This is a genomic window from Paenibacillus sp. TC-CSREp1 (genome assembly GCF_050171015.1).
GTDB classification, from domain to species: Bacteria; Bacillota; Bacilli; order Paenibacillales; family Paenibacillaceae; genus Paenibacillus; species Paenibacillus silvae.
In genome coordinates this window covers 373,484-389,187 of sequence record NZ_JBNOKM010000004.1, presented here as the reverse complement: position 1 = coordinate 389,187, position 15,704 = coordinate 373,484, and the positions used below count along the sequence as shown (strand labels likewise).

At 44.2% G+C, this 15,704-nt stretch carries 14 protein-coding genes; 11 read left to right on the top strand and 3 right to left on the bottom strand.

Annotated elements, in window-relative coordinates; translation table 11 throughout:
• Positions 1–17: 17 nt before the first annotated feature.
• Entirely contained in the window at positions 18–311 is a 294-nt protein-coding gene (locus ACQSGY_RS08360; protein ID WP_427051496.1) for a hypothetical protein, read from the bottom strand.
• Positions 312–1,232: 921 nt separating this feature from the next.
• On the opposite strand from ACQSGY_RS08360, the gene ACQSGY_RS08355 reads away from it, so the two are divergent.
• Positions 1,233–1,574, top strand: a complete 342-nt coding sequence (locus ACQSGY_RS08355) for a hypothetical protein (protein ID WP_427051495.1) — start codon at positions 1,233–1,235, stop codon at positions 1,572–1,574.
• Between the two features lie 194 nt (positions 1,575–1,768).
• Positions 1,769–3,070: an aldehyde dehydrogenase gene (locus ACQSGY_RS08350; RefSeq protein WP_427051494.1), complete on the top strand. Its 1,302-nt coding sequence runs from the start codon at positions 1,769–1,771 to the stop codon at positions 3,068–3,070.
• Positions 3,071–3,221: 151 nt separating this feature from the next.
• Here ACQSGY_RS08350 and lexA read toward each other — a convergent pair whose 3' ends face one another.
• Entirely contained in the window at positions 3,222–3,848 is a 627-nt protein-coding gene (lexA, locus tag ACQSGY_RS08345) for a transcriptional repressor LexA (RefSeq protein ID WP_090916776.1), read from the bottom strand.
• Positions 3,849–4,268: 420 nt separating this feature from the next.
• Here lexA and ACQSGY_RS08340 point away from each other — a divergent pair, with 420 nt between their 5' ends.
• The 8 genes from ACQSGY_RS08340 to ACQSGY_RS08305 all read left to right on the top strand — a co-directional run bounded on the left by ACQSGY_RS08340 (position 4,269) and on the right by ACQSGY_RS08305 (position 11,343).
• Entirely contained in the window at positions 4,269–4,646 is a 378-nt protein-coding gene (locus tag ACQSGY_RS08340) for a LysM peptidoglycan-binding domain-containing protein (RefSeq protein ID WP_427051493.1), read from the top strand.
• Between the two features lie 96 nt (positions 4,647–4,742).
• Positions 4,743–4,952: a DUF896 domain-containing protein gene (locus ACQSGY_RS08335; RefSeq protein WP_289372043.1), complete on the top strand. Its 210-nt coding sequence runs from the start codon at positions 4,743–4,745 to the stop codon at positions 4,950–4,952.
• Positions 4,953–5,084: 132 nt separating this feature from the next.
• On the top strand, positions 5,085–5,597 hold the full coding sequence (locus ACQSGY_RS08330) for a vitamin K epoxide reductase family protein (protein ID WP_145401804.1): 513 nt from the start codon (positions 5,085–5,087) through the stop codon (positions 5,595–5,597).
• A gap of 29 nt (positions 5,598–5,626) precedes the next feature.
• Positions 5,627–6,418: an HAD family hydrolase gene (locus ACQSGY_RS08325; RefSeq protein WP_188591736.1), complete on the top strand. Its 792-nt coding sequence runs from the start codon at positions 5,627–5,629 to the stop codon at positions 6,416–6,418.
• 648 nt (positions 6,419–7,066) lie between these two features.
• Positions 7,067–7,996 (top strand): ABC transporter permease, encoded by a 930-nt coding sequence (locus tag ACQSGY_RS08320; RefSeq protein WP_229729774.1) that lies wholly within the window; start codon positions 7,067–7,069, stop codon positions 7,994–7,996.
• 12 nt (positions 7,997–8,008) lie between these two features.
• A complete protein-coding gene (locus tag ACQSGY_RS08315; RefSeq protein WP_427051492.1) occupies positions 8,009–8,881 on the top strand; it encodes a carbohydrate ABC transporter permease in 873 nt (290 codons plus the stop codon).
• Positions 8,882–8,930: 49 nt separating this feature from the next.
• Positions 8,931–10,565: an extracellular solute-binding protein gene (locus ACQSGY_RS08310; protein WP_427051491.1), complete on the top strand. Its 1,635-nt coding sequence runs from the start codon at positions 8,931–8,933 to the stop codon at positions 10,563–10,565.
• Between the two features lie 103 nt (positions 10,566–10,668).
• Positions 10,669–11,343, top strand: a complete 675-nt coding sequence (locus tag ACQSGY_RS08305; protein ID WP_426332917.1) for a GntR family transcriptional regulator — start codon at positions 10,669–10,671, stop codon at positions 11,341–11,343.
• A 156-nt stretch (positions 11,344–11,499) separates the two neighbouring features.
• Here the strand turns inward: ACQSGY_RS08305 and ACQSGY_RS08300 are convergent, their stop codons facing one another.
• Positions 11,500–12,045 (bottom strand): cupin domain-containing protein, encoded by a 546-nt coding sequence (locus ACQSGY_RS08300; protein ID WP_111271731.1) that lies wholly within the window; start codon positions 12,043–12,045, stop codon positions 11,500–11,502.
• A 178-nt stretch (positions 12,046–12,223) separates the two neighbouring features.
• Between ACQSGY_RS08300 and metH the strand changes: the two genes are divergently transcribed.
• Positions 12,224–15,664, top strand: a complete 3,441-nt coding sequence (metH, locus tag ACQSGY_RS08295) for a methionine synthase (protein ID WP_427051490.1) — start codon at positions 12,224–12,226, stop codon at positions 15,662–15,664.
• The last annotated feature ends 40 nt before the right edge of the window (positions 15,665–15,704 follow it).

Here is a 15,704-nt window from a genome sequence, read left to right as displayed (position 1 = left end):
TCCCTGGTTGTAATGGTTTACTCGCTTACGCCGCCATAACCGGATTTAGGCAGAGCATGAGGCTTAACACTTTTCGCGCGAAGCTTGTGCTCTCCACTTACAGCATTTTTGTGCAATTTATGTCCCTCTTTTTTGGCTTTCATATGCATTTTGTGTTCTCCGTGCTTCGCCTTCGTGTGCAGCTTGTGTTCTGCATGATGCGCGGATTTCTCCATTTTGTGCGTAGGTTCTGTAGCAGCAGATGCGGAAGCGGATGCAGCAGTAGCAGCAAACAGCATACATGCAGCAATTGCAAGGCCTGTCTTATTCATGTTGTTTTCCTCCTCAAACGTATTTGGATTTGAATTTACATCAATAAGGTTGGCAGTCATGGTGATTTTTATGTTGAAAAATTTTGCCTTTATTCACATGCGAGAGTCGATTTCATTTTCGAACAGTTTATCAGCAAAAAACTACCGAATCTATAAATTCGGTAGTTTTTTCCCGAAAACGTATACTCTTGCGGGTGAGAGTTGTGATCAAATTCATGATCTTATAAAATCGTATGCATCTTTTAATGCTTTATGTTCTTAATTAATTCAAAAATTCATGACAGCGAAGGAGGCGGGAATTAAAGCGTGCATTGCATACATCCTTAGGTTCGCGGTAAGTATAACCTTTAAAGTAACGACTCAAAATCTTTCAATGGAAAGCAAAATGGAATGTGCCAGAATGGTTGGAGGTTGTTTTTCGGACGTTGTCCGCTGTAACTCTGCTTTTTATCATTACAAAAATGTTAGGGAAGCGGCAGATCACTGAACTATCTTTGTTTGAGTATATTACGGGTATTACCTCGGGTAATTTGGTTGGATACATATCACTAGATACAGACACAAGTTGGTATTTGGGCTTTCTGGCAGTACTCGTGTGGGTTTCAATCTCCGTAGGTGCGGAGTATCTAACCATGTGTTGTGGACGGGAAATCAACGGTACTTATATTAATAGAAGTATTCTTTCTTGAACATGCAAATAAAAGCAAACCTTCCACCGTGAAGCTGAGTTTATATCGTAAGCATAATAACGAGTAAAGGGTGGAAACGATGAACAATACATTTTGGAAGAAAATATGCATCATTAGTCTCATTGCAGCTATAATGATGGTGCTAATCATTTGTCTGTTTGTTAATTTTGGTGAAGCACTCAACAAATCATATCAAATTCTAGGATAGTTCAATCAAGAGAGGCAGGTACTTATGCGAAAAAAATGGATGCTTTCAACTTCAACTGCTGTGTTATTCAGTGTTATTTTATTGGCTGTTACTTTCGATGACAATTCAAAAATGCAAGCTTCTGGAGATGATATGAGGAAATCTTACACGGATTTAATGGAACCACTGCCTGCTAGCTTGGTATATGACAGTGAGCATCCTGATGAAATCTACGTCAAAGATTGCGGTGTTTTTGTGAAAAGTAAAAAGCCTTTTATCGACTATAGCGGGATGGTGGTCGTGCATGATGTGCAGCAGGTGACGAAAGAAACAACTCTCATTGTGGCTTACGAAGCACAGTACATAAAACAAAGAGAGTGGAAATAATAAAGAAATAGTACAAGCGAGAAGAACGAGTGGCAGAGCTACTGGTTCTTTTTTGTGTGCATTATAAAAGGTGGTTTTCAGAAATTTACATCAATTATGTTTCAAATATATGTTGATAGTTTCATATATAAAAGGTATACTAATTTTAAATTTGAAGCAATATAATTTTAAATAATTTATTTGGAGATGTTCATATGAATCAAGCGAAACAACTGGTTGATACACAGCGCATGTTTTTTAATACAGGAAAAACGAAACAAGTGCAGTATCGAATTCAGGCTTTGAAAGACTTGAGACAAGGAATTGAAAAGTACCAGCAACGCATTCTGGATGCCCTTCGAGCTGATCTGAACAAATCTGAAGCTGAGGGTTACGGTTCCGAGATTCGCATTGTATTGGGAGAGCTGGATCATGCGCTGGAGCATTTGCGTGACTGGGCTGCGCCGCGTACAGTACCAACGAGCTCGGTAATGCCTGATGCAGTTAGCACGATATACCCTGAACCATACGGAGTTGCGCTGATCATTGCCCCTTGGAATTATCCGTTTCAACTGGCGTTTGGACCTTTAATTGGCGCTATTGCTGCAGGGAACTGTGCAGTGATCAAACCTTCTGAGCTTACACCTGCAACATCTCGTTTAATTTATGATCTTATACAGGAGGTATATCCTGAGGAGTATATTGCTGTTATGGAGGGCGAGGTTGAGACTAGCACAGCGCTGCTGAATGAAAAATTTGATTATATTTTCTTTACAGGCAGTACAGGAGTAGGTCGCATTGTCATGAAAGCTGCAGCAGAGCACTTGACTCCGGTAACGTTAGAGCTCGGGGGTAAAAGTCCGGCGATTGTGCATCATGACGCGGATTTGCAAACGGCAGCACAACGTCTTGTACGTGGTAAATTTTTGAATGCAGGACAAACCTGTGTAGCACCGGATTATTTGTTAGTTCATGAGCAGGTGTATGATCAATTGATGGAACAGATCCAGGCGGAGGTACACGATAAGTTTGGTGATGACGTGATGCAAAATGCCGATTTTCCGCATATCGTCAACACTCGTAACTTTGATCGTTTAGCTGCTTTTCTTGCGAATGGGAAAACAGTTCTGGGAGGCCGCTCGAGCTGCGACCAACTTATGATTGAACCGACTGTTCTCACTGACATCGATTGGGATTCACCCGTGATGCAGGAAGAGATTTTTGGTCCTATTTTGCCTGTCTTCACGTATAGTGACCTTAATCCGATGCTTGATGAAATTGTGCGTCGTCCGAAACCGCTGGCGTTGTATCTGTTCACGGAGGATGAGGCTTTGCAGGAGAAGGTATTGAATCAGGTTTCCTTTGGCGGGGGATGTATTAATGAGACTTTGTCCCATATGACCTCGCATTATCTTCCTTTTGGCGGCGTTGGCGAGAGCGGCATGGGTTCATATCATGGGCAGCAAAGCTTTGAAGTATTCTCCCATCACAAAAGCGTTCTTAAACGCAATAAATAACCTTTGTTTTTTATCAAAAAAATAGATGAGGTTACTTCATTACACATGAGCATGTTTGTAACATAGGAGAGTGAATAAAAGAGGTTGTCCTGTAGTCAGGGCAACCTCTTTCATATGGCGTGAAATATAACAAATATAGAAACTAGTTGTATTAATGAATATCACGGAAAAGACCGATAACCTTGCCTAAAATGCTGACATGTTTCAAACGAAGCGGCTCAAGTGTAGCATTCTCCGGCTGCAGGCGGATGTGATCCTTCTCCTTATAGAACGTTTTCACTGTTGCTTCATCATCTTCAGTCATTGCTACGACAATGTCACCATTATCCGCGGTCTGCTGTTGACGAACAATGACATAATCTCCATTCACGATTCCTGCTTCAATCATACTGTCCCCGACAACGGAAAGCATAAACACTTTCTGTTCGCCAACATAGTGAGTTGGAAGCGGGAAGTAATCCTCGATATTTTCGGTTGCTGTAATCGGAACCCCGGCTGTAACCTTACCTACAACTGGAATTCGTGCAACGCTGTGGGCAAATTGATGAGAATGCTCCGACTCCTCCTGGCTCAAAAGCTCGATCGCTCTTGGCTTGGTAGGGTCGCGTCTGATCAGTCCCTTCTTCTCCAAACGATCCAAATGACCATGAACCGTGGAGCTGGAAGCCAGTCCAACAGCTTCGCCAATTTCCCGTACGGAAGGAGGATACCCCTTCAACCGGACTTCATTTCGTATAAACTCCAGAATTGCCTGCTGCCTGCTGGATATCTTCGACATACCGTATCAACCCCATTTTAGTAACGTTTGGGAAAATTATAACATAGAACCTCCGTTCGTACAAACATAAGTTCTAAACAAATCGCAAGTTTTCAGTGTTTTTTTCGAAACTAAGACATGATCTGATAAGAACATATGCAAATCCTTGAGTTTATGAATTCTGATAGCTGTCGATTGTTCTGCCAGGACTCAGTATGAATCCGTTCTCTCAAGCTTAAATATTGAGTTGTGTTATCAAACTTCAACAATAAGCTGCTTTATTAGACTTACTAATAGGAGAAGTTTTCGTTGGTCTGATAAAGGTCGTTAAATTATCGGAAAAAGAGCGAACAATTGTTCTAAAAAGTTATTGAACAAAACAAATGTTCGTGTTATATTGATTTCATGAGATAGGAACAAACGTTTGGAGGCGGGATACACATGAGATATTCTACTTATCAAAGCATTTATGAACCGGTAAATTCAGTAGCTGTGAAGTCTAACATAGGGCAATTGAGAACATTTATGGCACGTTTCAAGCTTTCCTCAGGATTAATCAAACTAGCTATCGCTTCATTAATTATATTTATAGGCTGCAGCACTGTACTAACCGTTTTTGCCGGCAACGAAAATGATTTACTTCCAGGGGGAAAGATCGCTGTATCTCAAGGGGAAACATTGTGGAGCATTTCTTTGGAGCATAAGCCAGCAGCAATGGACACCAGGGTATATATAGAAGCAATCAAAAAGGTGAATCAGCTGGAATCAACAACAATTCAGACTGGACAAGTTCTGATATTACCTCAGTTTGCTCAATAGAAATTCGTATCAACAGGCATTGCCGCTTACCAACTTGACAAGCAGCCCTGATCATGTCAAAGTTAATATGACTTTGTATTTTTGGAGGGGACAAGCTTGGATATAGATAGTCTGGTAGCACGTATTAATGAATTGGCTCGCAAGCAGAAATCCACTGGACTGTCAGAGGAAGAACTTGTTGAACGTGCCAAGCTAAGAGAGATTTATTTGGGTAACATTCGTAGCAATTTCAGACAGCAGCTGGATTCCATTGAAATTGTAGATGACGATAAGGGCAAAGGCCACCAAGGCAAACTCAAACATTAATTCCAGAAACCTAAACATATCTTAATGATATTTAGGTTTCTTCATGTTATTTGAGGCTGCTTACTATAAAGGGGGAATATCGGTTTGCATATTGTTATGTAAGCCGATACAAGACACATAAGGGGGATTTACATGTCACGGCGTTCGTTCGAGAGAACGGTTCGGAAAAATTCGAAGCAATTGAATCAGCAGCGTAAAAAAAATGGTCAGCCAATTACGGGAAATCCAGGTGAAGATATTTTCAAGGGTAGAAGCCTGTTATTCCCCATTTTTCTGATTGGTCTTGCCTTTTTGTATCTGTTCATGAGTACTTTTTTAGTGAAGGCGCCTATGACAACCTGGGATTGGGTAACGATGCTGCTTTATGTATTCCTGGCAGTTATTTTTATGCTTCGTCGTCCTTACATTAAAATCAGCAGTAACCGGATCATTACAACCAAGGGCAATCGTGAACGCTCCATCGGGGTTGATGACATCATCAAATTCAGATTTGAACCGGGCACTGTAGTGATTGAACATAACAGCCGTGGCAAAAGATGGGTCTTCACCAAGCTGTTAAACCGTTACGATACGGATGCAATGACAGAGCGATTGTTGAAATTTGCAAAAGCACACCAGATCACCGTAGAAACCATTGATAAGTAATTCAATGTATAAAGGGGCAGATGAGCAGCATGGCATTGAAAGCGATTATGTTCGACCTGGATGATACTTTATTGTGGGACGAACGCAGTGTTCGAGAGGCTTTTCATGAAACTTGTTTAGTTGCAGCGAACGAGACCGGAGTTGACGCCGAAGCGCTCGAAGAGGCTGTTCGTAATGAAGCACGTGAGCTTTATGAGTCCTACGAGACATTTCCTTTTACCAAAATGATTGGAATTAATCCTTTTGAAGGTCTATGGGCTAATTTCACCGCTGGAGAGCAGCCGGAATTCCGCCAGCTGGAACAATTGGCTCCAATCTACCGTAAGGAGTCCTGGCGCCGTGGCTTGTTAAAGCTTGGTGTAGATCAGGAAGATCTTGCAGAGCGACTGGCTTCGCAATTTGGGGCTGAACGTCGATCCAGACCGCATGTTTATGAAGAAACAATGGATACACTGCGTCATCTGCATGGAAAATACAAATTACTGCTTCTGACGAATGGATGTCCTGCGTTACAGCAGGAGAAGCTGGATGGTGTTCCTGAGTTATCTCCGTTCTTTGATGAGATTATCATCTCGGGAAGCTTTGGAAGAGGCAAACCCGATCCGTCCATTTTCCAACACGCTTTAAGTAAATTAGGTGTGAAGCCAGAAGAAAGCATGATGGTTGGAGATAAATTAACTACGGATATCCGTGGTGCGTTGTCTTCAGGTATTCGTGCAGTATGGATTAATCGCGAAAACAAAATCAACAATGAAACCTATTCCCCAGATCACGAAATTAAGCACTTATCTGAATTAGAAGAACTGATTGCTAATTTTTAAAGCTGTGATTAATTCTTCTATCTTATTTCTTTAAATTAAACATTGGTTATGACATGAATGATGTTTATCTCGTTCATGCATTAACCAATGTTTTTTTATTATCATCCAATTTTATGAGTGTCTTTTGCTTACTGTTAGAAGTGATTTGTATGATTTATCGAGAAAAAATATTGAAATTTAAAAGGCTCTGTTTTAAAATACAACTAACATACTAGTATGACTAGTATTTCGCAAGAGGTTCGTTGACAATGTCGTTTAAATATCTATCTCATCTGAACAGTACAGTGGCAGACAATCTGTGAATGGAAAAACAGAGTGCAACATGAATAGCAACAATGATTGCTGCTTTTTTACATCAATGCGTTGTAAGCGCTTTATAACAATTGTTCTTGTTGGACTCATTCAAACATCAGCATGTTTCACTTGCTTCAGAAGCATATGCAGATATGTTTGAGTGTACATAAAAGAAAAAGTTGATACCGCTTACAATTTATTTTGAGTGGGGGTGAAATGTACAACAGGCCCGACCTCTGCGTACAGAGGTAAGGCAGAATGACGTCACAAGGTGCAGCACAGAATCTCGTTAATCAAGTTATGGATCGGAGTGAATGACACATGGAGTCAGAGACATCCAAGGCGACGTTACCAATGATATCTTCACGTAAAGAAAGCAGGCTGCAAACAGCGCTCATATTGATTCGTAAAGATTGGCAATTGTACTCACTGTTAGTTCTTCCCATCATTTATCTGATTATTTTCAAATACGGTCCGATGCTGGGCAATATTATTGCCTTCAGACGATTTGTCCCGGGAGGCAGTATATTTGGAGAGACCTGGGTAGGTTTACGTTATTTCAAAATGTTCATTGAGGACCCGACCTTCTGGCGAGTCTTTAGTAACACCCTGATGCTGGGCGGGCTTGCATTATTATTCACGTTCCCCATGCCCATTATTTTTGCACTGCTGCTCAACGAGGTGAAGAGCAAACGCTTCAAAAAGTTTGTGCAAACGGCCTCGTACCTGCCACACTTCCTGTCCATCGTGATCGTGGCCGGTATGATTCTGCAATTGACAGCCGTGAATGGTTCAATTAACGGACTGGTTGCTTTTTTTACAGGGGATAACATTCCGTTTATGCAGCGAGCAGAGTGGTTCAGAACCATCTATATCTCATCGGAAATCTGGCAGGGCATGGGTTGGGGAGCCATATTGTATCTGGCGGCGCTGACCACCATTGATGATTCGTTGTATGAAGCCGCACGGATTGACGGAGCGAATCGCTGGAAGCAAACCATTCATGTCACCATTCCAGGCATTTTGCCAACGATTGTAACGCTGCTTATCCTGAACATGGGTAACTTTCTGGCAGTAGGCTTTGAGAAAATTCTGCTCCTGTACAATCCGCTGATCTATGAAACTTCCGATGTAATCTCGACTTATTTGTACCGTGTGGGTCTTGAATCCAGTAACTTCAGTTACGCTACAGCCATTGGTTTGTTTGAATCAGTGATTGGGCTGACTCTGGTGTTCACTGTAAACGCCATCTCACGTAAATTGACCGAGCGAAGCTTGTGGTAGAGGAGGAGCATCATGCAGGAATCGAGATCATACAAGGTGTTTAAGGTGTTTAATGTTACATTTTTGCTGTTTATCGTTTTTATTACGCTGTACCCGTTCCTGAACGTTGTTGCACAATCCTTCAGTAGTGAAGCGTATATCAATTCAGGCAAGGTTAGTCTATTCCCACGCGGGTTCAATGTGGATACGTATAAAACCATTTCCAAGGACAGCATGTTCTGGATGAACTATAAAAACACGGTCGTTTATACGGTGGTAGGTACATTAATCTCTATGTTTATGACAACGATCTTTGCATACGCACTGTCCAAAAAGAGACTGATGGGACGTAAATTTCTAACGATGTTTGCCGTATTTACGATGTTCTTCAGCGGCGGGCTTATTCCAAACTACGTGCTGATTAATTCCCTTGGTTTCAATAACACCATGTGGGCCTTGGTAGTCCCGGGTGCAATAAGCATATATAACATGCTGATTATGAAATCCTTTTTTGAAAACATGCCTGAAGAATTAGAGGAAGCTGCTGCAATTGACGGCTTGAGCACTTACGGCATCTTGCTGCGTATCATTTTGCCTCTCAGTAAAGCGGTTATGGCTACGATGGTGCTGTTTTATGCAGTTGCACACTGGAATTCCTGGTTTCCGGCCTTCTTGTATCTGGACAAAAAAGAGCTGTTTCCGGTTACGATCTACTTGCGCAACATGATTGCCGGAGCGACGAGCGGGGCCTCTGCCGGTGCGACCTCTGCGGATAACTTGACCCAGATTGCTGCCAACATCAAATCGGTGACCATGGTTTTGACCATCCTGCCGATTTTGACGATTTATCCGTTTGTACAGCGATATTTTGTAACCGGTATCATGCTGGGCTCTGTTAAGCAGTAACAAGAGTAGACCTGGTTCAAAACAAAATAGATTAAAGGGGATGAATGGTTTGAGCAGAAAGCCACGAAAAATGCTTGGCAAGATGATTTTGGCAATGACAATGTCTGCAGTACTCGCTGCGTGCAGTAGTGGTGCTGGAACGGGTCCGGATATCTCTGAAGTGGGTACGAAATCAGCGATGGAGAGTTATAACGTCGGTGATACTTTCAAAGCAACGGAGCCGTTTAATCTGTCCATTTTGTACAGTGATCACCCGATCTACCCATACAAAAAAGACTGGATGTTATTCGAAAAAATTACAGAAATGACGGGTGTCACGCTGGAACCAACAATTGTGCCGATGAGTGATTATCCGCAAAAAAGATCCCTTCTGATCAGCTCGGGTGATGCACCGCTTGTTATTCCGAAGACTTACCCGGGGGAAGAGGCTGCTTTTGTATCCTCAGGAGCGATTCTTCCGATTAGCGACTACATTGATTTAATGCCTAACTTCAAGGATAAGGTGGAAAAGTGGAATCTGGAGCCTGATCTTGAAAGCCTTCGCCAAGAGGATGGCAAATATTACGTACTGCCGGGATTGCATGAGGCCGTATGGCCGGATTATACGCTGATTGTAAGAACGGATTTGTTTAAAGACAACAATATTGCTACTCCTACAACCTGGGATGAGCTATATACTGCCGCGAAAAAGTTAAAAGAAATCTATCCCGACTCTATTCCGTTCTCGGACAGCTTCAAGTTTAAAAGTACGCTCGGCATTGCAGCTACCGGTTTTGGCACCAAGGCTGGCTGGGGTTATGGAAACGGCTTGACGTACAAAGCAGATCAGGACGAATTCGTATACACGGCTACGACACCAGAGTACAAGGAACTGCTCACGTTTTTTAACAAGATGGTTGCAGAAGGGCTGCTCGATAAAGAAAGCTTCACACAAGACGATGACCAAGCCATTCAGAAGTTTGTATCGGGCAAATCATTTATGATTAACGGCAATTCACAGACGCTGGTGCTTCATCGGAATGACATGAACAAAACACTCGGTGAAGGAAAATTCTCGATTGCCAAGATTACCGTTCCGGGAGGACCCAAAGGACAGTTAATGTCTGGTTCAAGACTTGAAAACGGTGTGATGATCTCGGGTAAAATTAAAGATAGCGACAATTTCAAAGCCATATTACAATTTATTGATTGGTTGTACTACAGTGACGAAGGACAGGAATTCGCAAAGTGGGGTGTAGAGAACGAGACATACACCAAAGAAGGCGGCAAACGCAAATTGGCAGATGACATCAACTACAACGGTTTGAATCCAAAGGGCACCAAAGACCTTCGTGTTGACTACGGCTTCTCCGGCGGTGTGTTTGCTTACGGAGGCACAACAGAGCTGCTTCAATCCATGTTTAGCGAAGAGGAGCTTGTTTTCCAGAAAAACATGAAAGAAACCAAAGAAGTCATCCCGGCCGAACCACCTATTCCGTATTCCTCCGAGGATCGTGAACGTGTAACACTTCTCAGCACGCCGTTGAAAGACTACACAGAACAGAACACATTGAAGTTTATATTGGGTGAACGGAAATTGTCTGAGTACGATACTTTTATCAAAGAGCTGGAGAGCCAGGGGCTGTCGAATTACGTGAAGCTGGCCAATGATACCTACAAGACATATAAAGAAAACAAAAAATAAGTTAATTGATTCATGCCAGACTGTCGTTTCGCTAAAGATATTTAAGTGGAACGGCAGTTTGTGCTAATATGAAGGAATATGGCTGAGAGAAAGAGGTCAATTCATGTCACTTAATCAGAAAATGAGAGGCTCGACAAGGGCTTATTCCTATAATTTGGTCAAAGAACGAATTCTGCATCTGGAGCTGAAACCCGGCACCAAAATTTCAGAAAAAGAAATTGCAGATGAGCTGCAGGTCAGCCGGACTCCGGTCCGAGAGGCTTTTATGAAGCTGGCAGAGGAAGAGCTGCTGGATATTATCCCGCAGAGCGGCACGATTGTGTCACACATTAATCTGGAGCATGTCGAAGAAGGCCGCTTTATGCGCGAGAAGATGGAGAAGGAGATTGTCACCCTCGCATGTGCTTCATTCCCGGAAGAATACGTATTCAGACTGGAAACGAACATTGCGATGCAGGAAGTGTGCGTAGGCAAAAACAATTTTTATCGACTATTTGAGCTGGACGAGGAGTTTCATCAGATCTTGTTTCAGGGAACCGGGAAGCTGCGAACCTGGAAGATGCTGCAGCAGCTGAACATGCCGTTTAATCGGCTTCGTTTGCTGCGACTTGCAGAGGATTCAAACCTTGAAGTCATTATATCTCAGCATAAAGAGATTTTGCGGCTGGTGACGGAGCGTAAGACGGAGCAAGCAGTACTTGTAATGGAAGCGCATCTGCGGCTTGTCGTGGTTGAACAGGAGATGCTAAAGGCTAAATATCCTCATTATTTTATCTAGCGAACACATGATCTGGAGAATACAAAGCAACCCCCCGTTCCTAAGAGCAGGGGGTAGATTCATACATACAAATTTTAAATTCTATAATAAGGTACAAAAATTCCGTGATACGGTATAAAAAGATGCAATCATACCGCTAAGAGAGCCGAGGTTAGCTTAGGCGTTCTTGATAAACGTTGGATCAGGATATGGATCGGCGATCCAGCCGTCTTTTTCGATAAACAGGCGCACGGCAATAATTTGTTTGTTCTCCATCAATGTGAAGAAATGCGGTGTGTTCTCGGGAACAGAAATGACGTCTCCAGGAGACAATTCTACATTAAAGTAACCTGTGTCATCTGTCGCCTTAATCACAAAGATGCCTTTACCTGCGACAATTGCACGAATCTCATCTTCTGCATGGGTGTGGATTTCTTCAAACTTAGCGAGCTTTTCTTCGATGTCTGGTGTTTGCTCTGAAAGAGTGATGACATCCCAGATTTGATACCCGCGGCGTGCGGCCAAATCCTTGATTTCGTAATCGTAGGTTTCCAATACCTGCTGCTTCTGATCATCCGTTAAGCCGAAGTTATTCTGTAACTCCGGGCTTAATTTGGTAGCGTCCCATTTTTCATATAATACATCATATTTGTTCAAGAAATTTCGAACGTTTTCGTCTCCAGTGATGCGTTCGTTCGTATTTCGGATAACAATTTCAGCCATGATCTTTCCCTCTTTTCCACTTGGATTAATTGATATTATATCGGATTGCTTGACTTTTGTCGATTCACAATTGGCCTGTATTCCTGTGAATTCGCCGCCATTCGGGAGCAAAACCGATCTTTCACAATAAGTAAGTTTCTGTTAAACTAAGATTTAACGTTTTGCGGGGGTGAAGATATTGGATAAGCTTAGTCTACACGATGCATTAAAACAACGAATATTAATCCTCGACGGCGCAATGGGGACGATGATTCAACAGGTGGATCTGACCAGCGAAGATTTTGGCGGTGAAGATCTGGATGGATGTAATGAAATGCTGGTGCTGACACGCCCGGATTTAATCCAACGAATACATGAGGATTATCTGGAAGCCGGTGCCGATTTAATCGAGACCAATACATTTGGTGCGACTTCTGTCGTGCTTGCTGAATACGATATTCAAGATCGTGCACGCGAAATTAATCTGGAAGCAGCCCGAATTGCAAAAGCAGCCGTGGATCGTTTTTCCACACTGGAGTCACCACGTTATGTCGTCGGCGCAATGGGGCCCACAACCAAAACGTTGTCCGTGACGGGAGGCGTAACGTTCAAGGAGCTGGTTGACAGCTATTTCGAGCAGGCTCTTGCTTTAATAGAGGGAGGCGTTGATGCGCTACTGCTTGAAACTTCGCAGGATACCCTTAACGTCAAGGCTGGAAGCATTGGCATCCAGCAAGCTTTTGATCAAAGTGGCATCAAGCTGCCTCTGATGATCTCAGGAACAATTGAACCGATGGGTACGACCCTGGCAGGTCAGAACATTGAATCCTTTTATATATCCCTAGAACACCTTAACCCGATTTCGGTGGGATTAAACTGTGCGACAGGTCCGGAATTCATGCGTGACCATATTCGTTCCCTCTCTGGCATGGCGTCTGTCGCTGTGAGCTGTTATCCCAACGCAGGGCTTCCTGATGAAAACGGGAACTATCACGAATCTCCGGATTCGCTCGCACAGAAGATCGGGGCATTTGCCGAACAAGGCTGGCTGAACATTGCAGGTGGCTGCTGTGGAACAACGCCGGCTCATATTCGGGCTATGCGTGACACGCTTGCCAAGTATCCCCCAAGAGAATTGAACGGAACACATCCGCCCGCATTGTCCGGGATCGACCCGGTATATGTCGAGCAGGATAATCGCCCTTATATGGTTGGTGAGCGTACCAACGTACTGGGTTCACGCAAATTCAAGCGATTGATTGTCGAAGGCAAGTACGAGGAAGCTTCAGAGATCGCTCGGGCTCAAGTGAAAAATGGAGCACATATCGTTGACGTCTGTGTACAGGACCCTGACCGTGAGGAAACGGAAGATATGATCAAGTTCCTCGAGCTTGTTGTCAAAAAGGTCAAGGTGCCGCTCATGATTGACACCACAGATGCGGCAGTTATTGATACGGCTCTTCAATATTCTCAAGGGAAGGCGATCATTAACTCCATTAACCTTGAGGATGGGGAAGAAAAGTTTGAGCTGGTCACCCCGTTGCTCCATAAATACGGCGGAGCAGTGGTTGTCGGAACCATTGATGAGCGTGGTCAGGCGATCAGTCGTGAGGACAAGCTGGAAGTGGCGAAGCGTTCGTATGACCTGCTGGTGAACAAGTACGGCTTGAAGCCGGAGGATATTATTTTTGATACACTGGTATTCCCGGTGGGCACAGGCGACGAGCAATACATCGGTTCTGCCAAAGAAACGATTGAAGGCATTCGGATTATCAAGGAAGCCATGCCGGAGTGTCACACGATTCTCGGTATCAGTAACATCTCCTTTGGTCTGCCCGAAGCGGGCCGTGAGGTGTTAAACTCCGTATTTCTGTACGAATGTACCAAGGCCGGACTGGACTATGCCATCGTAAATACCGAAAAGCTGGAGCGTTATGCATCCATTCCGGAAGAAGAGCGCAGACTCTCGGAAGAGCTTTTATATAACACAAACGATGATACACTTGCAGCCTTCGTTGCGGCATTCCGCAACAAAAAGGTCGAGAAAAAAGAGAAAATCTCCAATCTTTCGCTGGAAGAACGTCTTGCATCCTATGTGGTGGAAGGCAGCAAAGAAGGGCTGCTGCCCGATCTGGAGCAGGCTCTCGCCAAATATTCCGCGCTCGAAGTTATCAATGGTCCATTGATGCGGGGCATGGAGGAAGTCGGCCGTCTGTTCAACAACAATGAGTTAATTGTAGCAGAGGTGCTTCAAAGTGCAGAAGTGATGAAGGCTTCCGTAGCGTATCTGGAGCAGTTTATGGAGAAAAATGAAACTTCCGTAAAAGGAAAGATCATTCTGGCTACCGTTAAAGGGGACGTACACGACATCGGCAAAAACCTGGTGGAGATCATCTTGTCCAACAACGGTTACCGGATCATTAATTTGGGTATAAAAGTACCACCAGAGCGTATTATCGAGGCTTATCGGGAAGAGAAGGTTGATGCCATCGGCCTGTCAGGGCTGCTTGTTAAATCGGCTCAACAGATGATTCTCACCGCTCAGGATTTGCGTACAGCTGGCATTGATGTACCGATTATGGTAGGTGGCGCCGCTCTAACACGCAAGTTCACCAAAAACCGCATTCGTCCTGAATACAACGGTATGGTTGTGTATGCGAAGGATGCAATGGATGGTCTCGATCTGGCGAATAAGCTGATGAATCCTGTTACGCGAGAAGCGATGCAGGCCGAGATGGATGCGGAAAAAGAAGCCGATGCTTCCAGTGCTGGTGAAGTTCAGGCATTGCCTGAGCTTACACGGGTGGAGCGATCAGCGATCTCCGCTGATCATCCGGTGCTTGTACCGCCTGATCTGGAGCGGCATACGCTCCGCAATTATCCGCTGTCCCACATCCTGCCGTATGTGAATATGCAGATGCTGCTGGGACATCATCTGGGGCTGCGCGGCTCGGTTGAGCAGCTTCTGGCTTCCGGCGATCCCAAGGCTACCGATCTGAAAGCGGTTGTGGATGGCATCATGCAGGAAGCGGTTAGAGACGGAATTATTCAGGCGCATGCGATGTATCGTTTCTTCCCGGCCCAGTCGAGCGGCAACAGCGTCATTATTTATGATCCGCAAGATACAAGCAACATCCTGCATACCTTTACGTTCCCGCGTCAAAAGGTAGAGCCGTTCCTGTGCTTGTCCGACTTCCTGAAGCCGGTTGAATCCGGTGAAATGGATTATGTTGGTTTCCTTGTCGTCACTGCGGGACATGGCGTACGTGAGCTGTCTACGGCTTGGAAAGATCAAGGGGATTATCTCCGTTCACACGCTCTGCAATCGGTAGCGCTTGAAGTAGCGGAAGGTTTGGCAGAACGCGTGCACCATATGATGAGGGATATATGGGGGTTCCCGGACCCGGCCGAAATGACCATGAAGCAGCGTCATGGTGCGCGTTATCAGGGTATTCGTGTGTCCTTTGGATATCCAGCCTGCCCGGATCTGGAGGATCAGGGTCCGCTGTTCAAGCTGATGCAGCCTGAAGATATTGGAGTAGAATTAACGGAAGGTTTCATGATGGAACCGGAAGCATCGGTGTCTGCAATGGTGTTCAGCCATCCTCAGGCCAAATATTTTAACGTCGAAAAAGCATAAAATCGTCAGTCGTCAAGCAAGCCCTCCGCATGGTCGGAGG

Coding starts and splice junctions, on each gene's coding strand:
- ACQSGY_RS08360 (WP_427051496.1), bottom strand. CDS start 311: ATGAATAAGACAGGCCTTGCAATTGCTGCATGTATGCTGTTTGCTGCT.
- ACQSGY_RS08355 (WP_427051495.1), top strand. CDS start 1,233: ATGCGAAAAAAATGGATGCTTTCAACTTCAACTGCTGTGTTATTCAGT.
- ACQSGY_RS08350 (WP_427051494.1), top strand. CDS start 1,769: ATGAATCAAGCGAAACAACTGGTTGATACACAGCGCATGTTTTTTAAT.
- lexA (WP_090916776.1), bottom strand. CDS start 3,848: ATGTCGAAGATATCCAGCAGGCAGCAGGCAATTCTGGAGTTTATACGA.
- ACQSGY_RS08340 (WP_427051493.1), top strand. CDS start 4,269: ATGAGATATTCTACTTATCAAAGCATTTATGAACCGGTAAATTCAGTA.
- ACQSGY_RS08330 (WP_145401804.1), top strand. CDS start 5,085: ATGTCACGGCGTTCGTTCGAGAGAACGGTTCGGAAAAATTCGAAGCAA.
- ACQSGY_RS08325 (WP_188591736.1), top strand. CDS start 5,627: ATGGCATTGAAAGCGATTATGTTCGACCTGGATGATACTTTATTGTGG.
- ACQSGY_RS08320 (WP_229729774.1), top strand. CDS start 7,067: ATGATATCTTCACGTAAAGAAAGCAGGCTGCAAACAGCGCTCATATTG.
- ACQSGY_RS08315 (WP_427051492.1), top strand. CDS start 8,009: ATGCAGGAATCGAGATCATACAAGGTGTTTAAGGTGTTTAATGTTACA.
- ACQSGY_RS08305 (WP_426332917.1), top strand. CDS start 10,669: ATGTCACTTAATCAGAAAATGAGAGGCTCGACAAGGGCTTATTCCTAT.
- ACQSGY_RS08300 (WP_111271731.1), bottom strand. CDS start 12,045: ATGGCTGAAATTGTTATCCGAAATACGAACGAACGCATCACTGGAGAC.